Source organism: Azospirillum cavernae (genome assembly GCF_003590795.1).
Taxonomy (GTDB): Bacteria; Pseudomonadota; Alphaproteobacteria; order Azospirillales; family Azospirillaceae; genus Azospirillum; species Azospirillum cavernae.
On the sequence record NZ_QYUL01000002.1, the window covers coordinates 1,552,716 to 1,573,408 of the forward strand.

Below are 20,693 nucleotides of genomic sequence, written 5' to 3' on the forward strand. Positions count from 1 at the left end.
CGGCGCGTTGTGGAAAAGCCCACAAAATCTTGGGTTCCCAACCCTTGCCGCTGTTGAAAAGGGGGTGGATAAAAACCCCGAAAATATCCATTGAACAATCATGGTTTTAACAAAAATCCAGTCATGGAGCGGGCGTGCCGCTGGAAATGGCGGAATTGCTGGGCTGCTGGATTTTGTGCGCAGTTTTGCGTGTCAACCACAATATGTGGTGTCTTGAGGCGCTCAGCCTCTTGCCTGCCGGGGCGGCGATGTCTAGGATGAGATCAACTTACAGCAACCGATGACCAGCGCAAGCGTGCGCCGCGCCATCGCTTTGCCATTCAAGATTCATCAGGGGACATTGGCATCATGCGGATCGAGCGTCGTTTCACGGGTGAAGGTCAGGATGCTTACGCCAGCCTCGGCTTCCGCCGCGCCACCAGCGAGATCCGCAACCCCGACGGTTCGATCGTCTTCCAGCAGACTGACATCGAGGTGCCGGAGAGCTTCAGCCAAGTCGCCAGCGACATTCTGGCCCAGAAATATTTCCGCAAGGCGGGCGTTCCCGCCGCGCTGAAGGCCGTTGAAGAGAACACGGTCCCGTCCTGGCTGTGGCGGAAAGAGGCGGATTCGGAAAAGCTGGCCGCGCTGCCCAAGGAAAAGCGTTTCGTCGGCGAAAGCTCCGCCCGTCAGGTCTTCGACCGTCTGGCCGGCACCTGGACCTATTGGGGTTGGAAGGGCGGCTATTTCGATCAAGAGGCCGACGCGCGCGCCTTCTACGACGAAATGCGCTTCATGCTGGCCGCCCAGATGGCGGCGCCCAACAGCCCGCAATGGTTCAACACCGGCCTGCATTGGGCCTATGGCATCGACGGCCCCAGCCAGGGCCATTTCTACGTCGATTTCAAGACTGGCCTGCTGACCTCCTCGGCCTCGGCCTATGAGCACCCGCAGCCCCACGCCTGCTTCATCCAGTCGGTCGCCGACGACCTCGTGAACGAGGGCGGCATCATGGATCTGTGGGTGCGCGAGGCGCGCCTGTTCAAATACGGCTCGGGCACCGGCTCGAACTTCTCCAAGCTGCGCGGCGAGGGCGAGAAGCTGGCGGGCGGCGGCAAGTCGTCGGGCCTGATGAGCTTCCTGAAGATCGGCGACCGCGCGGCGGGCGCCATCAAGTCGGGCGGCACCACCCGGCGGGCGGCCAAGATGGTCTCGGTGGACATGGACCACCCGGACATCGAGGGCTACATCGACTGGAAGGTGAACGAGGAGCAGAAGGTCGCCGCCCTCGTCACCGGCTCCAAGATTTGCCAGAAGCATCTGGCGGTGGTGATGGCCGCCGCGCAGAACGGCCTGGATCCCAAGGAAAACAAAGAGCTTAAGAAGGCCATCCTCGCCGCCCGCAAGGATCAGGTGTCGGAAAACTACATCCAGCGCGTGATCCAGTTCGCCGGTCAGGGCTTCAAGACCATCGAGTTCAAGACCTACAACACCGATTGGGATTCGGAAGCCTATCTGACGGTGGCGGGCCAGAACTCCAACAACTCGGTGCGCATCTCCAACGAGTTCGTCCAGGCGGTTCTGGATGACGGCGATTGGAACCTGATTGGCCGCACCAACGGCAAGGTCATGAAGACGCTGCGCGCCCGTGATCTGTGGGACAAGGTCGGCTACGCCGCCTGGGCCTGCGCCGATCCCGGCGTGCAGTTCGACAGCACCATCAACGAATGGCACACCTGCCCGGCCTCGGGGCGCATCAACGCCTCGAACCCCTGCTCGGAATACATGTTCCTCGACGACACCGCCTGCAATCTGGCGTCGTTGAACCTGATGACCTTCCGGTTGAAGGACGGCTCCTTCGACACCGAAGCCTTCGAGCACGCCTGCCGTCTGTGGACCATCGTGCTGGAAATTTCGGTGCTGATGGCGCAGTTCCCCTCCAAGGAAATCGCCCAGCTCTCCTACGAGTTCCGCACGCTGGGTCTGGGCTTCGCCAACCTCGGCGGCCTGCTGATGGCGTCCGGCCTGTCCTACGACTCGGACGAGGGCCGCGCTTATTGCGCCGGCATCTCCGCCGTGATGACCGGCGTCGCCTACGCCACCTCGGCGGAAATGGCGCAGGAACTGGGGGCTTTCCCCGGTTATGAGGCCAACCGCGACCACATGCTGCGGGTCATCCGCAACCACCGCCGCGCCGCGAATGGCGCGATGAATGGCTATGAAGGGCTGGCGGTCGCGCCGGTTCCCTTCGTCGCCGACCTCTGCCCGGATCAAGAGCTGGCCGCCGCCGCCTTGCGGGTGTGGGACGAGGCGCTGGAACTGGGCGAGGCCCATGGCTTCCGCAACGCGCAATCCACCGTGGTCGCCCCGACTGGCACCATCGGTCTGGTGATGGATTGCGACACCACCGGCATCGAACCCGACTTCGCGCTCGTGAAGTTCAAGAAGCTGGCGGGCGGCGGCTACTTCAAGATCGTCAACCGTCTGGTGCCGGAAGCCTTGAAGACGCTGGGCTACTCGCCCGAGCAGATCGGCGAGATGGAGCGTTACGCCGTCGGCCACGGCACGCTGAAGACCGCGCCCGGCATCGACCACGCCGCGTTGAAGGCCAAGGGCTTCACCGACGCGATGCTGGAGAAGCTGGAAGGCAACCTCGGCACCGCCTTCGACATCAAGTTCGTGTTCAACCGCTGGACCATCGGCGCCGAGTTCTGCGTCGAGACTCTGGGCGTGCCGTTCGAGGTTCTGGACGCGCAAGGCTTTGACCTGCTGACCCATCTGGGCTTCAGCAAGACCGAGATCGAGACGGCCAACACCTATTGCTGCGGCGCCATGACCCTGGAAGGCGCGCCCTTCCTGAAGGACGAGCATCTGTCGGTGTTCGATTGCGCCAACCCGTGTGGCCGCATCGGCAAGCGTTTCCTGGGCTGGCAGTCGCACATCACGATGATGGCGGCCTCGCAGCCCTTCATCTCCGGCGCCATCTCCAAGACCATCAACATGCCGAACGCGGCGACGGTGGAGGAGTGCAAGGACGCCTATCTGCTGTCCTGGCGTCTGGGTCTGAAGGCCAACGCGCTGTACCGCGACGGCTCCAAGCTGAGCCAGCCGCTCCAGGCCGCCGTGCTGGACGACGAGGAGGATGGCGAGACCGTCGACGCGGTGGTGGAGGGCGCCAACGCCACCCGCACCCAGATCGTCTCCGAACGCATCGTCGAAAAGGTGATCGAGAAGATCGTCGAGCGGAAAATCTCCGCCCGCGAACGCCTGCCGCACCGCCGCAAGGGCTACACCCAGAAGGCCAACGTCGGCGGCCACAAGATCTATCTGCGCACCGGCGAGTATGAAGACGGTCGCATCGGCGAGATCTTCATCGACATGCACAAGGAGGGCGCCGCCTTCCGCTCCTTGATGAACAATTTCGCCATCGCGATCTCGATCGGCCTGCAATATGGCGTGCCGCTTGAGGAGTTCGTCGAGGCCTTCACCTTCACCCGCTTCGAGCCGTCGGGCATGGTGACGGGCAACGACACCATCAAGATGGCGACCTCCGTCATCGACTACATCTTCCGCGAGGTGGCGATTTCCTATCTCGGCCGCACCGATCTGGCCCACGCCACGCCGGAAGATTTGCTGCCCTTCACCGTCGGCAGCGGCGACAAGCAGGGCGACCTGCCGGAAAACCCGCAGCCGTCGGACTTTGTCCGCCGCGTCGCTTCGACCGGCTATGTCCGCAACAACCTGCGCGTTTTGCATGGCGGGCAGGGCGCCGGGCAGGGCGCTGGTCAAGCCCAGCGGACCAGCGCGGCGGCGGCCCTGGCGGCGGCGGGCGTGGACACCGTGCAGGCGACCGCCGCAGCGGCGCAAAGCGCGGTGGCGGGCAGCCCGGCGGTTGGTTCGGTGGTGGCGGCGCAAGGTCATGTGGCGGCTGGCACGGCGACGGGAACCTCCTATGGCGGCAGCGTCAGCGAGCAGCGTTTCGACCGCATCCGCGAGGCGCGCGCCCGTGGCTATGAGGGCGATCCCTGCGGCGAATGCGGCAACATGACCTTGGTCCGCAACGGCACCTGCTTGAAATGCGACAGCTGTGGTTCGACGACGGGTTGCAGCTGAACCTCAGAGTTTTTGCAACACAGCATAAGTAAGACGAAACAAAAGGGGGGAGCGGGCAACCGCTCTCCCCTTTCCATGTGTCTGGAGATCGCTTTTCCACAGTCTCCGTGGGGCTTGACCAGCCCGCCTATATCCATGGTAGCATTTTCGTTAAGAGTGAGGCCGGGCCACGCAGGCATCCTGGGAGAGGCGCGCCATGGAGTTAGCCGACGGAACGCTCGACGCCGCCGTGATGTCCGATCCACTGATCCGGGCGACTGTCGAGCAGTGCGGCACGGGGCTGGTGTGGGTTGGGGCGGATGGCGTGATCGTCAGCGCCAACCCGTGCTTTGTCCGCTGGGCCGGTCGTCCGGCGCGCGGGTCGGCGGGGCATGGGATCGGCCCTGGAACCGGGCTGGTCGGTCGTCCGCTGCTGTCGGTGTTGGATTTGGGCGGTTGGGAATGGCCGTCGGTGTGGGCCAGCCTGTATGATGAGGGCGCTTTGCCCGGCGCCGGAACCATCCGCGCGCCGCGCGCCGAGCCGGTGCCGGTGGATCTGCACTGGCAGTTGCTGACCGGATTTTCCGAACCCATCGCCTTTTGCCAAATGCAGGGGTTTGAAGAGCGTGAGCGGGCGAACGCCATCGCCCGGCTGCAACAGGATGTGCTGGAACTGGTCGCCGCTGGGCGGTCGTTGAAGCTGGTGCTGGATTTCCTGTGCCGTCAGGTGGAGACCTGCGCGCCGGAGGTGACTTGTTCCGTTCTGCTGCTGGAAAACGGTCGCAGCCTGCGCCACGCGGCGGCGCCTTCCCTGCCAACCGCTTACAGCGCGGCCATCGATGGGACGCAGATCGGCCCGTCGGTCGGCTCTTGCGGAACGGCGGCGTGGCGCGGCGCGCCGGTTGAGGTGTCGGACATCGCCACCGACCCGCTCTGGGCCAATTATCGCGATCTGGCGCTGTCCCACGGGCTGGCCGCTTGCTGGTCCCACCCGATCAAGGGGCGCGACGCCCGCGTTCTGGGCACCTTCGCGCTCTATTACCGGGAATCGCACGGCGCGACGGCCTTCCACCGGCGGATGCTGGAGGCTTGCGTGCATCTCTGCGCGCTGGCCATTGAGCATGATCGGGCGCGGGCGGAGATCAACCGGCTGGCCTTCTATGACACGCTGACCGGCCTGCCGAACCGCCAGTTGCTGAAGGACCGCGCCACCGCCGCGCTGGCGCTGGCCGGGCGGACCCGGCAGCCGGTGACGTTGATGTTCCTGGATCTCGACCGCTTCAAGATCATCAATGATTCCCTCGGCCATGCGGCGGGCGACCGGCTGCTGGTGGAGGTGGCGACGCGGTTGACCCGCCTGTTCCCCGACGGCGACACGTTGGCGCGGCTGGGGGGGGACGAGTTTGTCGCCCTGCTTCCCGGCTGCGACGCCGCGCACGCCTCGCTGGTGGCCGAGCGGATTTTGGCGGCCCTGTCGCAGCCGATCACCATCGCCGATCTCACCTTGACCCCGACCGCCAGCGTTGGCATCGCCGTGCATCCCGATGACGGTCATGATTTCGACACGCTGTTGCGCCAAGCCGACGCGGCGATGTACCGGGCCAAGCAGGCCGGGCGCAACCGCTGCCATTTCTACCGCCGCGACATGAACGAGCAGGCGGTGCGGCGGCTGGAGATGGAAGCGGCCCTGCGCGAGGCGCTGGATCGTGGCGAGTTCACCTTGAATTTCCAACCGCAAATCCGTCTGGAATCGCGGCGGCTGTACCGGGTGGAGGCGTTGATTCGCTGGACCCACCCGCGTTGGGGCGCGGTGTCGCCGGTGGAGTTCATTCCGTTGGCCGAGGAATGCGGGTTGATCGACCGCATCGACAGTTGGGTTTTGGAAAGCAGCGTCGCGCAACTGGCGCGTTGGCGGGCCGCCGGGGTGACGGTTCCGGGCATGGCCGTCAACATGTCGCCGGTCCGTTTCGCCCATGGCGATCTGGTCGAGCAGGTGCGTCAGGTTCTGGCGGCGGCGCAGGTGCCGCCCGGCGATCTGACGTTGGAAATCACCGAACGGTTGATGATGACCGAAGAGGTCGGCGTCCACGACGCGCTCGACGCGCTGAACGATCTGGGCGTGATGCTGTCCATCGATGATTTCGGCACCGGCTATTCCAGTCTGAGCTACCTCAAGCGTTTTCCGGTTGGCGAGTTGAAGATCGACCGCAGTTTCGTCAAGGAGTTGGACATCGACGCGGCCAACCGCCCGCTGGTGCGGGCGATGATCCAGATCGGCCAAAGCCTGGGCCTGACCGTGGTGGCCGAGGGGGTGGAGCGTGAAACGCAGAGCCGGATGCTCAAGGCCGACGGCTGCTGCATGGGGCAGGGCTATCACTACGCCCGCCCGATGGACGCGGACGCCTTCGTGGACTGGCTGCGCGCCTGGGACGCGCAGGTGGCGGAGCAGGACAAGCAGAATTGCGCCTTGCCGGATTGCGGCTTCGGCCTCTGAACCGCTGGCCTCCGATCCGCCGGGCGCCGCTTACTTGGTGGGCGGCAGGGTCATCCGCACGCAGCGGGACAGCACGGTGTTGCCGGTCATCTCACGGTAATGCTGGATGATGATCGGTTCGGCGGCCTTGCATTGCTCCATCGTCGCAAAATCCAGGGTCGTCGGGCCGCCCTGGTTGAGCATGAACAGCAGCATCAGCACACGTTCCATAAAGGGTGCTCCTCAATCGGCCAGCGCGGCGCGGGCGGCGGCGGCGTCGCGCAGGATTTGCTCCTTCAGCGCGTCGAAGCTGGCGAATTTCTGCTCCGGACGCAGGAACTCGATCAACTGCACCCGCAGATGCTGGCCGTAAAGATCGGCGTTCATGTCGAACAGATGGGCTTCCAGCCGTTCGACCGTGCCGCCGACGGTTGGGCGGGCGCCCAGATTGGCCACGCCCTTGTGCCACACCGTGTTCAGGCCGTGATCGACGCCCGCGCGGATGGCGTAGACGCCGAAGGCCGGGCGCAGATACTCGTCCAGTTCAATGTTGGCGGTGGGAAAGCCGATGGTTCGGCCCCGTTTGTCGCCGTGGGCCACCCGTCCCTCAATCTCCCACGGGCTGCCCAGCACATGGGCGGCCTCTTGCGGGCGACCGGCGATCAGCGCGTCGCGCACGCGGGTGGAGGAATAGACGCCGCCCTCGGGATCGGCGACCGGGCCGATCTCGGTCACGCCAAAGCCATGGGCCTGTCCGGCCCGTTGCAGAAAGGCCGGATCGCCGCCCCGCTTGTGGCCGAACAGAAAATCATAGCCGCACACGACGTGCCGCACGCCAAGATCGCCAATCAGAATGTCGTCAACGAAGGCTTGGGCGGTTTTGGTCAACAGACGCTCGTCGAAATGGCCGACGATCAGTTGATCGACGCCCAACGCTTCGATGTGGCGGGATTTGACGCGGAAGGGTGTCAGGCGAAAGGGGGGATCGTCCGGGCGGAAGACCGAGCGCGGGTGCGGCTCGAAGGTCAGAACGGCGGACGGCGCGTCAAGCTCGCGGGCCAGCCGCTGAGCGGTTCCGATCACGGTCTGGTGGCCGTGATGCACGCCGTCGAAATTGCCAAGCGCCACCACGGCGCCGCGTTCCCTGGCGGGCAGGTCGGCGGTGTGTCTGTACAGTCGCATGCGCGCCCCGATCTGGAGAAACCTGCTAAGCAGGTTTTCCAAACTCCGCCCACATAGGAGCGGGCTTGGAAAACCTGCAAAACATAGAGTCCGCCGGTTTTTCCAGGCCGGGCCATGTGTGGCCCGATCTGGAAAAACCTGCTAGGGCGTCTGTATAGAACGCCGTCGGCGCGCGGTAAACGCGCCGACGGCGGGAAGCAGATCCTTTTGCGGCGATCAGCCGCGCGAGGGGACCATCAGCATCGCCTCGCCTTCGACCACCACCGTCTCGCCGACGGTGCAGACGGTGCGCATGACGACGCGGCGCTTTTCCGGGATCATCTCGGTCACGGTGGCGCGGGCGGTGACGGTGTCGCCGGCGCGGACCGGGGCCTTGAACTTCAGGTTCTGCGACATGTAGATCGCCCCCGGGCCGGGCAGCTTGGTGCCCAGAACGGCGGAGATGAAGCCGACGGTCAGCATGCCATGGGCGATGCGGCCCTGGAACATGGTGCCAGCGGCGTATTCCTGGTTCAGGTGGACGGGGTTGGTGTCACCCGAAATGCCGGCAAACAGGACGATGTCCGCTTCCGTCACGGTCTTGGCGAATGACGCCGTCATGCCGACGGCGAGGTCTTCAATGCAGTAGCCCTCGATGTCCTTACGGACCTGACGCACATCGTCCATCACGCACTTCCCTTTTTTCGGCGCCGTCTTCCGGCGCGATGCACACTATATCGCAACGCATCATGTGCAGTGCAATGACGCGAATGGCATCATGTGTCCGGCAAAAAAGCAAAAAAATCTCTAACGGTTTTACCAAGGTTCCACCCGATTGACGGCCTCTGCGTCTCCGCCGCCACAAAGTTATGGGGGCAACGAAAACGTCATCGCGGCGACGTGATTACTTCATAAGGCCGAGGCGGTCATAGAACATCATATTGTCCAATCACTTAGCGTGAAACGTCGTGGCTGTGCCGTCAGGCGCGCCGCGCAAGGGGCGGATGGTCCGTTTTACGCAACATCCTGTCCACCAATGACCGCGCTGTTGCAACAAAAAGGCTGATTCGGGACTGTTTGTTCGTTGGTGCAACAAAATATGCATTGCGCTGCCGCAAAGTCGCGCGACTCGGACGATGACCTTTGTCGGAGCCGACCGTTACTTGAAAAGGCGCGTCGCTGCGACACCATGCCGCTGCCGGGACTTGGCGGCACGCGGGAAACAGCGGCGCCGTTTGGCGGTGGACGGACGGGCGGCGGGCTGTTTCAATCCCGCTCCGCAGCGACCGCGCCAGCGTGGCGGGTCCGGGCATGGGGGATTGAGGATGGGGGCGCCGGTCTTTGACGCGCTGCGGCTGCGCGACGGAACGCGGCTGCGCTGGGCGCGCTGGCGGACGGCGGACGCGCCGCGCGCCACCATTCTGGTGCTGACCGGGCGGGCCGAGTTCATCGAGAAATACGCGGAAACCGCCGAGGGGCTGGTGGCGCGCGGCTTTCAGGTCGTCACCTTCGATTGGCGCAACCAGGGCCTATCGGATCGTCCGCTGGCCAACCGGCAAATCCACCATCTGACCGACTTCGCCCGTCTGGTCGATGATCTGGACGAGATGGTGGAGCGGGTGGCGCGCCTCTGCGCCGGGGACGGGCCGCTGCTGCTGCTGGCCCATTCGATGGGCGGGCTGGTCGCCACGTTGGCGTTGGCTCGGCACGCCGAGGACGCGGAGGCCTATTGCGCCGCCGCCATTCTGTCGGCCCCGATGCACGCCATTCATTTCGGCCCGTTGCCGCGCGTTCTGGCGGGTTGGCTGGCGGCGTTGGGCGTCGCCTGCGGTTGGGGCGAGCGCTATGCCCTGGGTCAGCGGGATTACCACCCGGCGGATGGCCGGTTCCGGCCCGACAATTCGATCACCTCCGATCCCCGGCGCTACGCCGCCTTTCACGGCCCCTTTGCCGCCCAGCCCGCCTTGCGGGTTGGCGGCGTCAGCTATGGTTGGATCGCGGCGGCCTTGGCGGCGGAAGACGAGGTGAAAACGACTCTGCCGTTGGAGCGGGTGCGCGTTCCGGTGCTGCTGCTGAGCGCCCTTCAGGATCGCGTGGTGCGCGCCGACGCCCATCGGTTGGTCGCCGCCCGGCTCGCCAACGCCACGCGGATCGACTATGCCGACGCCAAGCATGAATTGCTGATGGAGCGCGACGCGATCCGGGATCGGGTGTGGGCCGACATCGACGCCTTTCTCGACAAGACGCTTGCGTCCGCCGCCGCTCCTGTCGTCCGATAGCGCCGGATCGGGCGGCGAACGCGCGTGGGCGAGGGTGGGACGGATGAGCGATTTCTGGAAAGCGTCGGGCCATCATTTGCTGCGCCGCGACGCGGCGGGGCATTGGGCGGTGACGCCGGATTTCCTGCGCGCCTATCTGCTGCGGCCCGAAATGCGCCCGCCCGAGGACGCCTGCGACGCCGAACACACGCTGCACGCCGGGTTGCTCGACGACCCGGCGCGCCCGGTCCCAGCCCCTTTGCTCGACGCGCTGGCGGATGACGACGCGCGCGACAATTGGCGGGTCTGGCTGGGTTTCCGCGACCGGCTGCTGGCGGCGGGAACGCTGGAGGGCTGTTACCTCGGCCTGTTCCGCGAGGGCGCGCGCGGCGTGCCGGGGCTGTTCATCGACCAACTCGTTCACGCCATCCTGCGCGGGGCGCTCGACGAGACCAGCTCCGGCCTGCGGGCGCGGGCGGGGGAGCTGTTTTTTCGGGAGCAAACTGTGTCGGTCGCCGATGGCCGGGTCCGTCTGGCCGACGCCGAAACGGTGGAAAGCCTGTCGGCCTCCGGCGGCTTCGGCAGTCTGGGGCGGCTGGCGGTGGAGGCGGGGACCGCCCTGCGTTCGGTCGATCTCGACATTCTCGATGAAACCAACCATTCCGCCTATTGGGGCCGTGACGAGCGGCACGACACGGTGATCGACGTCACCTTCGCGGCGGCGGGGCTGGACGCGCTGGCCCGTGTGCTGGAAATTTGGGTCGCGCGTTTCCTGGGCGTGACGGTGTCGGTGCAGCCGGTGCAATCCATCCAGGATGACCGCTGGGTCTGGCATGTCGGCCTGGACGGCGCGGCGACGGGGATTCTGAACGATCTCTACAACGGCGTTCCGGTGGCGCAGGATCGGCTCGCCCGCATCCTGGCCCTGTTCCGTTTGGAGTTCGCCGATCCGGCGGCGATGCGGCCCGATCTGGCCGGGCGCCCGGTCTATCTCGGCATGGCGATGAACGAACAGAACCGCCTGCGCCTGAAGCCGCAAAATCTGCTGGTCAATCTGCCGCTGGCGGTGGCGGGGTAAGCGTGGAGCGCTTTGATGAGGGCTGATCTCGCCCCCATCCTTCACGTCATCGAGCTGTGTCCTGGACAAGCAGGAAATGTTGGGCGAGGTCCCAAGCCGAAAACAGAGTCAGCGAATTTTGTTCAGCGCGCGATCCAGAAAGCTGGGGCTTTTAACCCACCGATACGGCACAAAGAAGCGCTTTCTGCTGTCTGCGAAGATATTAAAAGCCATCGTAATTTTTGACGCGAGATTGTTTTCAGGTCTTGCTGTTGTATGCTCAATCAGTGTTTTGTCAATCGGCATTTCCATCATGTATTTGTTGTCTCCGGGGTTGTTCCCTTTTTCAATAAAAGAGATAAATCGATAAAAAGAAATGCCTGTCACGCATTTCATGATTTCTGGATATTCTGGCGGAAGTGATTTAAAGTTGTGCCAATGACCTGTGCTGACGGTCGGCGGCAGCACATTTATGGCGTCGACAAGCTCTTTGAAGGCATTGGTGGCAAGGTATCGATGGGGACCATCTCCAGATATCATGTCTTCAACGACATAGAGGCCGCCATTCTTTAGGAGTGGGAAGAAGTTCAGGAATGTGTTGATCTGATCCTTGTACCAGTGGCTCCCATCATCAATGATAAGATCAAAATCTCCGCCATGTTGTTCTACGAATCGGCGTGCGGCGCTCGGGTCTGCGGAGTTGAAAATCTCGACAACCACCCGTTCACTCATCAAGTCCAGGCAATCAGGATTGATATCACAGCCATAAATGGTTGCGTTCGGGAAATAATCGCGCCACATGTGAATTGATGCGCCAGTCTTTTCTTGATGAGGAGCGCGTAGGCCAATTTCAAGAACTCTTTGGATAGAGTTGCGCTTGCTTCCTAAGTGCGCTTCATAACGGCGAAGATAATCATGAGAGGATTTTGACGCCTTGTGTTTATTTGCTAATTTTTCAAGGGAGTTTAAGGTTCTATCGGTTTGATCAATTTTCTGCATATTATAATACTCCTCGTATCTATGATGGTTTCATTGCCAGAAAAACAATATCTCTCATTTGGAGCATTTTTTATTATTTTGCAACGGAAAAAATTGAGTGTGAGTTTCCCTCATTGGGATCAAAAGATCCAGCTATATGGGCTTCGGGGAAGCTATGGCTGATGTTCAGCGTCGGCCACAGATCCGTTGGGTGAGGTGATCGGGGGACAAGAAATCTTTATCGGTCAGGCAACTTGGGCGTCGCTGCCGGGGACGAGGAGCGCCCTTGTCATTTTGGGTGTGCGGTGAAACGATTCGGCCCAGAGCCATCTTTCTAGTGTGATCAGCGACGCAGGCTGAGGCGCAGGCGCACTCTGTATTCTTCATGCGCCAACTGTTGATGTGTGACGTTGAGAGGTTTGTTGGCTGGAGTTTTTTGCGATTCCTCAGGTCACTTGCCTGTTCATCATGTGCAGCGTATCGTCCCAATTCGTATAACGATTGAGCCTAAGAGGCGACACCAGCGCTTTTCCTGGAGTCGCAGGGAGTTTTCCCCGTCATGCGCAGCCTGTCGTCCTTTGCCTTGCTGGCCGCGCTGGCGGTGGCGAGCCTCGCCCGTCCCGCCGCCGCCGATTCCGTGGTCGGGCGCTTTTCCAACGACTGGACCGGCAACGGGTTGGAAATCCAGGCCGTCGAGGATCCGAAGGTGAAGGGCGTCACCTGCCATCTGGTCGATTTCGACCGCAGCCTGATCGACCGGCTGTCCAAGGGCAATTGGTTCGAGGATCCGTCCAACGCCTCCATCGCTTGCCGCCAGACCGGGGCGGTGACGGTCGGCGACATCGAATTGTCGCCCAAGGGCGAAGAGGTGTTTTCCGAACGCAAAAGCCTGATCTTCAAATCGGTGGCGATCCGGCGCATCTATGACCGCGTCAACGACACGCTGGTTTACGTCGTTTACAGCCGTCAGGTGACGAACGCCTCGGCCAAAATGTCGATCTCCACCGTGCCGTTGTTCAGCGCCAACGCCCAATGGACCAAGGGAAAACCGGCGGCGAAGTGAACGGCGCCCCCCTCAGCGTTTCGCCCCCTCCCTAACCCTCCTCCGCTGCGCGGGAGAGGGAACTCCGCCGCTGCTCGACAAGGCTCAAGCCTCCCTCTCCCGCAACGCGGGGGAGGGCCGGGGAGGGGGCTTGCGGATTTTCAGAGCGTCACGATTCGCCCCAGCCGCACGGCGGTCTGTCCGGCCTTGACCCGGCGCGCGGGCATGATGAGGACGCAATCGTCGTAGGGGGTGCGGATCGCCCGGTCGCCGTCCCAGCCGATGGTGGTTCCGGCCCGTCCGATCACTTCCAACCCGGCGAAGGGGGCGGTGAAGCGGAACAGGTCGCTGTCCGCCGTGATGACGTCGGTGATGTCGACCAGCCGTTGCGGATCGGCGCGCGGCAGCAAGCGCGGCCCCACCGACTCGTCGATCATCTCCAACCCGCGCAGCAGGCGCAGGCAGCTTTCCAGCGCGACGACGGCGGTGTCGGCCCGCCAATGCTGGCCGCATTCCACCAGGATCGCCGTGCGCGCGCCCTCTGGTTCGGCGAAGGCGCCGAAATCGATCAACCGCCGCCCCCCGGCGTGGCCGTCGTCGGCGACCACCCAGGCCGGATGAGCCAACCCCAACGCCAGATCGCGCCCGCGCGTGGTCCGTCCGCACAGGGTCAGCGGCGCGGTGTCGGCGGTCATCGAATGCAGGTCGAGCAGCAGGTCGGCGGATTGATAGACCGGGCGCAATTGCCGGGCGCGGCGCAGTTCGGCGCTGTCGCGCCGCCCGTCGAGATGCTCGGGCGACCAGATCCGGTTGAAATCCTCGTCGATGAAGCGCGAGGCGTAGGGGTTTTGCCGGTCGAACAACCGATAGGCATCGGTGTTGGCGAACACGAAGGTCAGCCGCCCGCGCCGGGGTTTCAGCCGCAGGCGCAACAGGGAATCGAGCGCGATGGCCCCGGAAATCTCGTTGCCATGCACCAGCGCGTTGAGCACGACATGCGGCCCCGGCTCCTCCGAGGTCAGGCTGGTGACGTGCTCGATCCCCGTGTTGCCGCGCCGGTGGGGCGCGATGTCGGGCGGCGTCAGCTCGATGGGGGCGAACAGAGGGTCGGTCACGAGGTCGGCTCGGCATGGTTGCCTGGAGTCGCCAGTATGGCGAAGCGAACGCCGCCGCGCCAGTGGGGCGAGCCGGGCCGTCTTGGCTCCGCGATGGTTTCGACTCTGTTGCGGTTTGGCGGCGTCCGTGTGACGATTTCGCATCGACGACGGGTTGACGCTTGGGTTATAGGGGCGGTCGACGTGTTGCGGCGCAGCGTCGCGGGTCGGTCGGGAATGCGGACGGGAAGGCTGGCATGAGTTTGGTGATCGAGGACGTTCTGGTCCGCAACGATCCGCCGGGGCGGCGTTTGCCCATCCTGTTCGATTCGCCGCACAGCGGACGGGTTTACCCGCCCGACATCCGTTTCGCCTGTCCGCTGGGGTTGCTGCGCCACGCCGAGGACAGCCATGTCGAGGAGCTGTTCGCCAGCGCCCCCGATCATGGCGCGACGCTGCTGTGCGCGCTGTTTCCCCGTGTGTGCATCGACGTCAACCGCGCGGTGGACGACATCGACCCGGCGTTGCTCGACGAGGCTTGGCCCGCTCCGCTGAATCCGACCGGGCGCAGCGCGGTCGGGGCCGGGCTGATTCGCAGCCTGCTGCGACCCGGCTTGCCGCTGTATGACGGCAAGCTGTCGGTCGCCGATGTGGAGGAGCGGATCGGGCGCTATTACCGGCCCTACCACAGCCAGATGAGCCAGATTCTCGACGGGCTGGCCGGACGCTTTGGCGCGGTCTGGCACGTCAACTGCCACTCCATGCCGTCTGTTCTGGGGCTGTCCGGCTCAAGCGCCGCCGAGCCGGTGCTGGCCGACTTCGTCATCGGCGACCGCGACGGCGCGACCAGCGAGGCGGGCTTCGTCCAACTGGTGGCGGACACGCTGCGCGGCTATGGCTATCGGGTGGCGCTGAACAACCCTTACAAGGGGGTGGAACTGGTGGCGCGCTACGGTGATCCGGCGCGGGGCCGTCATTCGATCCAGTTGGAGATCAACCGCCGCCTCTACATGAACGAAGAGACGCTGGAGCGGCACGAGGGTTTCGCCGCGCTCAAGGCGGCGATCGACGGCCTGATCGGGCGCATCGCCGTCTACGCCGCCGACCGATTGCTGAGTCAGGCGGCGGAGTAGGGCGGGCGCGTCGGGTCAGCCTTGGCGGACGGTGGCGAGGAAGCGGGCGACCTCCTCGTGCAGATATTCGGCCTGCTTGGACAGGTCAGACGACGAGCCGCTGATCTGGGTGGCGGCGGCGCCGGTGTCGCGGGCGGCGTGTTCGACGGCGGCGATGTTCGCCGACACGTCGTTGGTGCCGACGGCGGCCTGTTCGACGTTGCGGGCGATTTCCGCCGTGGCGCTCATCTGCTGCTGCACCGCGCCCGCGACCGACGCGCTGATGTCGCCCATCTCGCCGATCACCTTGCTGATGCTGTCGATGGCGTGAACCGCGTGGTTGGTGCCGTCCTGCACGGCGGAAATCTGGCTGCTGATTTCCTCCGTCGCCTTGGCGGTCTGGCTGGCCAACCCCTTGACCTCGCTCGCCACGACGGCGAAGCCCTTGCCAGCCTCTCCAGCGCGGGCGGCTTCGATGGTGGCGTTCAGCGCCAACAGGTTGGTTTGGCTGGCGATGGCGTTGATGAGGTTGACGATCTCACCGATCTTGCTGACGTTGTCGGACAAAGCGCGGATGTGGCGGGTCGTCGATGCCGCCTCGTCGCGGGCGCGGGTGGCGACGCTTTGCGAGCGTTGGACCTGCCCGGTGATCTCGCTGATCGAGGCCGACAGCTCTTCGGTGGCCGACGCCACCGTCTGCACGTTGCTCGACGCCTCTTGCGCGGACGCGGCGACGATGGTGGCCTGATGGCTGGTGTGGTCGGCGGTCGAGGCCATCTGGCTGGCGGCGGCTTGAAGCTCGGTGGAGGCGGAGGTGACGGTCTGCACCACCTTGCCGACGCTGCTTTCAAAACTGTCGGCCAGTTGGCGCATGGAGGCCAGATGGTCGGCGCGGGCCTGGCGCTGGCGTTCCTCCTGTTCGGCTTCCAGCGTGTGGACGCGGATCAACTGGTCTTTGAAATGGGCGACCGACTTCGCCATCAGCCCGACCTCGTCGCCCCGCTCGGCGTAGGGGATGGCGACAGTCAACTCGTTGCGGCTCAACGCGCCCATCACGCCGGTCATGGCGTTGACCGGGTGGGAGATGCTCCGCGTGATGACGACGGCGATGGCGGCGCTGAGCAGTACCAGAGCGAACAGCGAGCCGTAGATGGTCGCCTCCACCTGATCGCTGACCGCCTGGGCGTTCTGCATGAAGGACGTCGCCTTGTTGTGCGAGAAGTCGCTCAGCTTTTGCAGGCGGCTGTCGGCTTCGGCCACTTGGCGCGCGCCCTTGTCCTTGGTGATCGCGGCGGCCTCGTCCGGCTTTCCAGCGCTCATCAGGCGAATCACCTCGTCGCGGATCGGCTTCCAGTCGGCGAAGGCTTTCCGCGCCGCCTCGACGTCGGATTTGTCGCCGAGGAAGCGTTCGCTTACCATGTCGAAATGCTGGTAAGCGGCCTTTTCCCGCGCGTTCACGTCGGCGGCGGCCTTGTCGATGTCGGCCTGCGACTTGGCCAGCGCGACGTCCTTCATCGAGCGGTGCATCGCGATGATTTCGGTCTTGGCGTTGGCCAAAGCGTTGGTGACGGCGAAGGGGTGCCGGTACAGCTTGGCCGTGAGGTCGCTCAACCGCTCCGCGCTGGTTTCCGCCACCAGCCCAAGCGCGATGGCCAGAGCGACGATCAACCCGAAGCCAATCGCCAGACGCGCGCCGATGCGGAGGTTTGAGAACATTGTTTCCTCACTGTTTTCGTAATATTATCAAACTATGCCGGGTTCTCCCAGCATAAGAAGTATGCATATCATTTCTTCATCAAAAATGAAAATCTGGGGATCAACCGGATCGACTGTTGTTGGGGCGACAAATTGGCGCGTTTTGATTGACGACATGGAGTTCTGTTTTGAACAGTGATGGGGCCTATTTTGCCCAATAAAGAATGTGATCGAGTCCAAGAACGCTCAGCGAAAAGGCGCCAAACAAGAAATGGGCCAGGGCGACGCCGCTGACGCTGCGGTGACGGCGGTGCAGCAGGCCGAAAATCACCCCTTGGGCGAAGGCCGCCAGACCGATCAAGGCCGACAAATGGACATGCACCGTCGCAATGATTGAGACGCCCTCGGCGGCGCGGGCCAGGGTGTTCAGAACGGATTGGGTGGCCGCCGCTCCATCAGGGGGCGAACTGTTCCTTGAGGATGCGTTCCTCGAAATTCAGCTCCTGGTCGAACAGCAGGGTCAGGGCGACGTCGCGGCATTCCTGCACCTCGACCCGCAGAACCTCGCGCACCTCGGTGAAGTCGGCCACCGCGCTGACCGGGCGTTTGCCCTCGTCCAGAATGTCGAAAATGATCTTGGCGGTGTGGGGCAACAGGGCGCCGCGCCAGCGCCGGGGGCGGAAGGCGCTGATCGGCGTCAGGGCGAGAACCCCGGCGCCCAGCGGCACGATGGGGCCGTGGGCCGACAAATTGTAGGCGGTGCTGCCAGCGGGGGTGGCGACCAGGGCGCCGTCGCAGATCAACTCCGGCAACCGCACCACCTTGTCCACGGTGATGCGCAGCTTGGCGGCCTGCCGGGTTTCGCGCAGCAACGACACCTCGTTGATGCCCAGCGCCTCGACCCGCTCGCCATTCACCCGCGTGGCGACCATCCGCAGCGGGTTGAGCTGGACATGCTGGGAGGCGGAAACCCGTTCGGCGATCTCATCCTCGCGGTAGGCGTTCAGCAGGAAGCCGACCGAACCGCGATTCATGCCATAGACCGGCAAGGGCCGTTCCCGGTTCAGCCCCAGCGCCCGGTGCAGGGTTTCCAGCAAAAAGCCGTCGCCGCCCAGCGCGATGATGACGTCGGCGTCGGTCAGCGGCGCGTTGCCATAGCGGTGGACCAGCCGCGTCCGCGCCGCGCGCGCCTCTTCGGTGTCCGCGCAGACGAAGGCCATGCGCAGCGCGTCGGGAGCGGGCAGGGCGGGAAAGGCGATGTGCGGGACGGGTTCGATCATGGCCCCGACCATAGCGCAGGTGGCAAGGGCGGGGAAACGCCGCTCATCGGGTGTGCGCCGCAAAAGACGCGCTAAAACGCCGCCGGACAATAAAAAAGGGGGCCGCAAGGCCCCCTTTCGTCGTATCGGCGCGATGGTTGTCCGATCACTCGGCCATTTCGCTGACCAGGCCCTCTTCATCATCGTCGCTGGAACTGCGCTTGGCGCGGTTGCCCTCGGCGTATTCAAAGAAGGGTTTGCCGTCCTTCACCGTGACCTTGACCAACCCGCCCTTGGTCAGCTTGCCGAACAGAAGCTCTTCGGCCAGCGGCTTCTTGATGTATTCCTGAATCACCCGGCCCAGCGGACGGGCGCCATACAGCGGGTCGTAGCCCTTCTTGCCCAACCAGTCGCGGGCTTCGTCGTTCAACTCGATGGACACGCCCCGGTCTTCCAACTGGGCTTCCATCTGCATGATGAACTTGTCCACCACGCGGCTGATGACCTCCTGGCTCAGCGGAGCGAAGGGGATGATCGAGTCCAGCCGGTTGCGGAATTCCGGCGTGAACAGCTTCTCCACCGCTTCCATGTCCTCGCCGACCCGACGATCCCGCTCGAAGCCGATCACCGGCTTGGCCATGTCGGCGGCCCCGGCGTTCGACGTCATGACGAGGATGACGTTGCGGAAATCGACGATCTTGCCGTTGTGGTCGGTCAGCTTGCCGTGATCCATGATCTGCAACAGGATGTTGAACAGATCCGGGTGGGCCTTCTCGATCTCGTCGAGCAGCAGGACGCAATGCGGGTGCTGGTCGATGGCGTCGGTCAGCATGCCGCCCTGGTCGAAGCCGACATAACCCGGCGGGGCGCCGATCAGGCGCGACACGGTGTGTCGCTCCATATATTCGGACATGTCGAAGCGGGTCAGCTCGATGCCCAAGGTCAGGGCGAGTTGGCGCGCCACCTCGGTCTTGCCGACGCCGGTCGGACCGATGAACAGGTAATTGCCGATGGGCTTTTCCGGTTCGCGCAAACCGGCCCGCGCCAGCTTGATCGCCGACACCAGGGCGTCGATGGCCTTGGTCTGGCCGAACACCATGGTTTTCAGGTCGCGTTCCAGATTGAGGAGCGTTTCCTTGTCGTCGCGGCTGACCGATTTCGGCGGGATGCGGGCGATCTTGGCGACCACCGCCTCCACGTCCTTCACGCCGATCTTCTTCTTGCGCTTGTTCTCAGGCAGCAGCATCTGCGCCGCCCCGACCTCGTCGATGATGTCGATGGCTTTGTCGGGCAGCTTGCGGTCGCCGATGTATTTCGCCGACAGCTCCACGGCGGAGCGGATGGCGTCGGCGGTGTAGCTGACCTTGTGATGCTTCTCGTAATAGGGCTTCAGGCCCTGGAGAATCTTGATCGCGTCCTCGATCGATGGCTCGTTGACGTCGATCTTCTGGAAGCGGCGGACCAGCGCCCGGTCCTTCTCAAAATAGGTGCGGTATTCCTTGTAGGTGGTCGAGCCGATGCAGCGCAGCGCGCCCGACGCCAAGGCCGGTTTCAGCAGATTCGAGGCGTCCATCGCCCCGCCGGAGGTCGCCCCGGCGCCGATCACCGTGTGGATCTCGTCGATGAACAGAACCGCGCCTTCGGTCGCCTCCAACTCCGAGACGACGGCCTTCAGCCGCTCCTCGAAATCGCCGCGATAGCGCGTGCCGGCCAGCAGCGCGCCCATGTCGAGCGCGAAGATGGTGGCGTTGCGCAGAACCTCCGGCACCTCGTTCTGGACGATGCGGCGGGCCAGCCCCTCGGCGATGGCGGTCTTGCCGACGCCAGGATCGCCGACATAGAGCGGGTTGTTTTTCGAGCGCCGACACAGGATCTGGATGGTCCGTTCGACCTCCTGCTCCCGTCCGATCAGCGGGTCGATCTTCCCACCGGCGGCCTTCTTGTTCAGATTGACGCAATACGCGTCGAGCGCTTCGCTGCCTTTTTTCACGACCTTCTCCGCCGCCGCCTCGTCGTCGGCGCCCGAGACCCGCTTGGTTTCCGTGCGGCCTGGAGCCTTCGCGATTCCGTGAGAGATATAGTTCACCGCGTCGAACCGGGTCATTTCCTGCTCTTGCAGGAAGTAAACCGCGTGGCTCTCGCGTTCCGAGAACAGGGCGACGAGCACGTTGGCGCCCGTCACCTCCTCACGCCCCGAAGACTGGACGTGGATGGCCGCACGTTGCAGCACCCGCTGGAAGCCAGCCGTCGGCTTGGCGTCGTCGGGCCTGCTCGTGATAAGGTTCGCAAGCTCGTTGTCGATGTATTCGGTCAGTTCGGCGCGCAGGCGGTCCAAATCGATTCCGCAAGCGCGCAAGACGGCGGTGGCATCGGAGTCTTCTGTCAACGCGAGAAGCAGATGTTCGAGCGTCGCGTATTCGTGCCTGCGCTCGTTCGCGTGGGCCAGTGCCCGATGCAGCGTCTGTTCCAGGTTACGCGACAGCATGGATGGGT

15 protein-coding genes are annotated in these 20,693 nt (G+C 64.0%); 6 read left to right on the plus strand and 9 right to left on the minus strand.

Annotated features, from left to right (window positions below):
- Nucleotides 1–348: 348 nt before the first annotated feature.
- On the plus strand, nucleotides 349–4,092 hold the full coding sequence (locus D3877_RS18850) for a vitamin B12-dependent ribonucleotide reductase (RefSeq protein WP_119832203.1): 3,744 nt from the start codon (nucleotides 349–351) through the stop codon (nucleotides 4,090–4,092).
- A gap of 196 nt (nucleotides 4,093–4,288) precedes the next feature.
- On the plus strand, nucleotides 4,289–6,565 hold the full coding sequence (locus tag D3877_RS18855) for a putative bifunctional diguanylate cyclase/phosphodiesterase (RefSeq protein WP_119832204.1): 2,277 nt from the start codon (nucleotides 4,289–4,291) through the stop codon (nucleotides 6,563–6,565).
- A 30-nt stretch (nucleotides 6,566–6,595) separates the two neighbouring features.
- Here D3877_RS18855 and D3877_RS18860 read toward each other — a convergent pair whose 3' ends face one another.
- The 3 genes from D3877_RS18860 to D3877_RS18870 form a co-directional block, all read right to left on the minus strand.
- Nucleotides 6,596–6,775 (minus strand): hypothetical protein, encoded by a 180-nt coding sequence (locus D3877_RS18860; RefSeq protein WP_119832205.1) that lies wholly within the window; start codon nucleotides 6,773–6,775, stop codon nucleotides 6,596–6,598.
- A 12-nt stretch (nucleotides 6,776–6,787) separates the two neighbouring features.
- The gene (locus D3877_RS18865) at nucleotides 6,788–7,726 is read right to left on the minus strand and encodes a bifunctional riboflavin kinase/FAD synthetase (protein ID WP_119832206.1); all 939 of its coding nucleotides are present in this window, start codon (nucleotides 7,724–7,726) and stop codon (nucleotides 6,788–6,790) included.
- A 216-nt stretch (nucleotides 7,727–7,942) separates the two neighbouring features.
- The gene (locus tag D3877_RS18870) at nucleotides 7,943–8,392 is read right to left on the minus strand and encodes a MaoC family dehydratase (protein ID WP_119832207.1); all 450 of its coding nucleotides are present in this window, start codon (nucleotides 8,390–8,392) and stop codon (nucleotides 7,943–7,945) included.
- 638 nt (nucleotides 8,393–9,030) lie between these two features.
- On the opposite strand from D3877_RS18870, the gene D3877_RS18875 reads away from it, so the two are divergent.
- On the plus strand, nucleotides 9,031–9,984 hold the full coding sequence (locus tag D3877_RS18875; RefSeq protein WP_119832208.1) for an alpha/beta fold hydrolase: 954 nt from the start codon (nucleotides 9,031–9,033) through the stop codon (nucleotides 9,982–9,984).
- Between the two features lie 43 nt (nucleotides 9,985–10,027).
- Nucleotides 10,028–11,041, plus strand: coding sequence for a DUF6352 family protein (locus tag D3877_RS18880; protein WP_119832209.1), 1,014 nt, complete (start codon nucleotides 10,028–10,030; stop codon nucleotides 11,039–11,041).
- Between the two features lie 108 nt (nucleotides 11,042–11,149).
- Here D3877_RS18880 and D3877_RS18885 read toward each other — a convergent pair whose 3' ends face one another.
- Complete coding sequence (locus D3877_RS18885; RefSeq protein WP_119832210.1) at nucleotides 11,150–12,019, minus strand: class I SAM-dependent methyltransferase; 870 nt, start codon at nucleotides 12,017–12,019, stop codon at nucleotides 11,150–11,152.
- A 538-nt stretch (nucleotides 12,020–12,557) separates the two neighbouring features.
- Here D3877_RS18885 and D3877_RS18890 point away from each other — a divergent pair.
- Nucleotides 12,558–13,061, plus strand: coding sequence for a CreA family protein (locus D3877_RS18890; RefSeq protein ID WP_119832211.1), 504 nt, complete (start codon nucleotides 12,558–12,560; stop codon nucleotides 13,059–13,061).
- Nucleotides 13,062–13,201: 140 nt separating this feature from the next.
- Here D3877_RS18890 and D3877_RS18895 read toward each other — a convergent pair whose 3' ends face one another.
- Entirely contained in the window at nucleotides 13,202–14,155 is a 954-nt protein-coding gene (locus D3877_RS18895) for a M14 family metallopeptidase (RefSeq protein ID WP_238474959.1), read from the minus strand.
- Nucleotides 14,156–14,391: 236 nt separating this feature from the next.
- Here D3877_RS18895 and D3877_RS18900 point away from each other — a divergent pair, with 236 nt between their 5' ends.
- Entirely contained in the window at nucleotides 14,392–15,267 is an 876-nt protein-coding gene (locus tag D3877_RS18900) for an N-formylglutamate amidohydrolase (protein ID WP_119832213.1), read from the plus strand.
- A 15-nt stretch (nucleotides 15,268–15,282) separates the two neighbouring features.
- Here the strand turns inward: D3877_RS18900 and D3877_RS18905 are convergent, their stop codons facing one another.
- The 4 genes from D3877_RS18905 to clpA form a co-directional block, all read right to left on the minus strand.
- Nucleotides 15,283–16,962 carry a methyl-accepting chemotaxis protein gene (locus tag D3877_RS18905; protein WP_119832214.1) on the minus strand — a complete coding sequence of 560 codons (1,680 nt, stop codon included), beginning with the start codon at nucleotides 16,960–16,962 and terminating at the stop codon, nucleotides 15,283–15,285.
- Nucleotides 16,963–17,146: 184 nt separating this feature from the next.
- On the minus strand, nucleotides 17,147–17,323 hold the full coding sequence (locus D3877_RS29920; RefSeq protein WP_158599946.1) for a hypothetical protein: 177 nt from the start codon (nucleotides 17,321–17,323) through the stop codon (nucleotides 17,147–17,149).
- Between the two features lie 73 nt (nucleotides 17,324–17,396).
- Nucleotides 17,397–18,221, minus strand: a complete 825-nt coding sequence (locus D3877_RS18910) for an NAD kinase (RefSeq protein ID WP_199720838.1) — start codon at nucleotides 18,219–18,221, stop codon at nucleotides 17,397–17,399.
- Between the two features lie 145 nt (nucleotides 18,222–18,366).
- Nucleotides 18,367–20,685 (minus strand): ATP-dependent Clp protease ATP-binding subunit ClpA, encoded by a 2,319-nt coding sequence (gene clpA, locus D3877_RS18915; protein ID WP_119832216.1) that lies wholly within the window; start codon nucleotides 20,683–20,685, stop codon nucleotides 18,367–18,369.
- Nucleotides 20,686–20,693 lie beyond the last annotated feature (8 nt).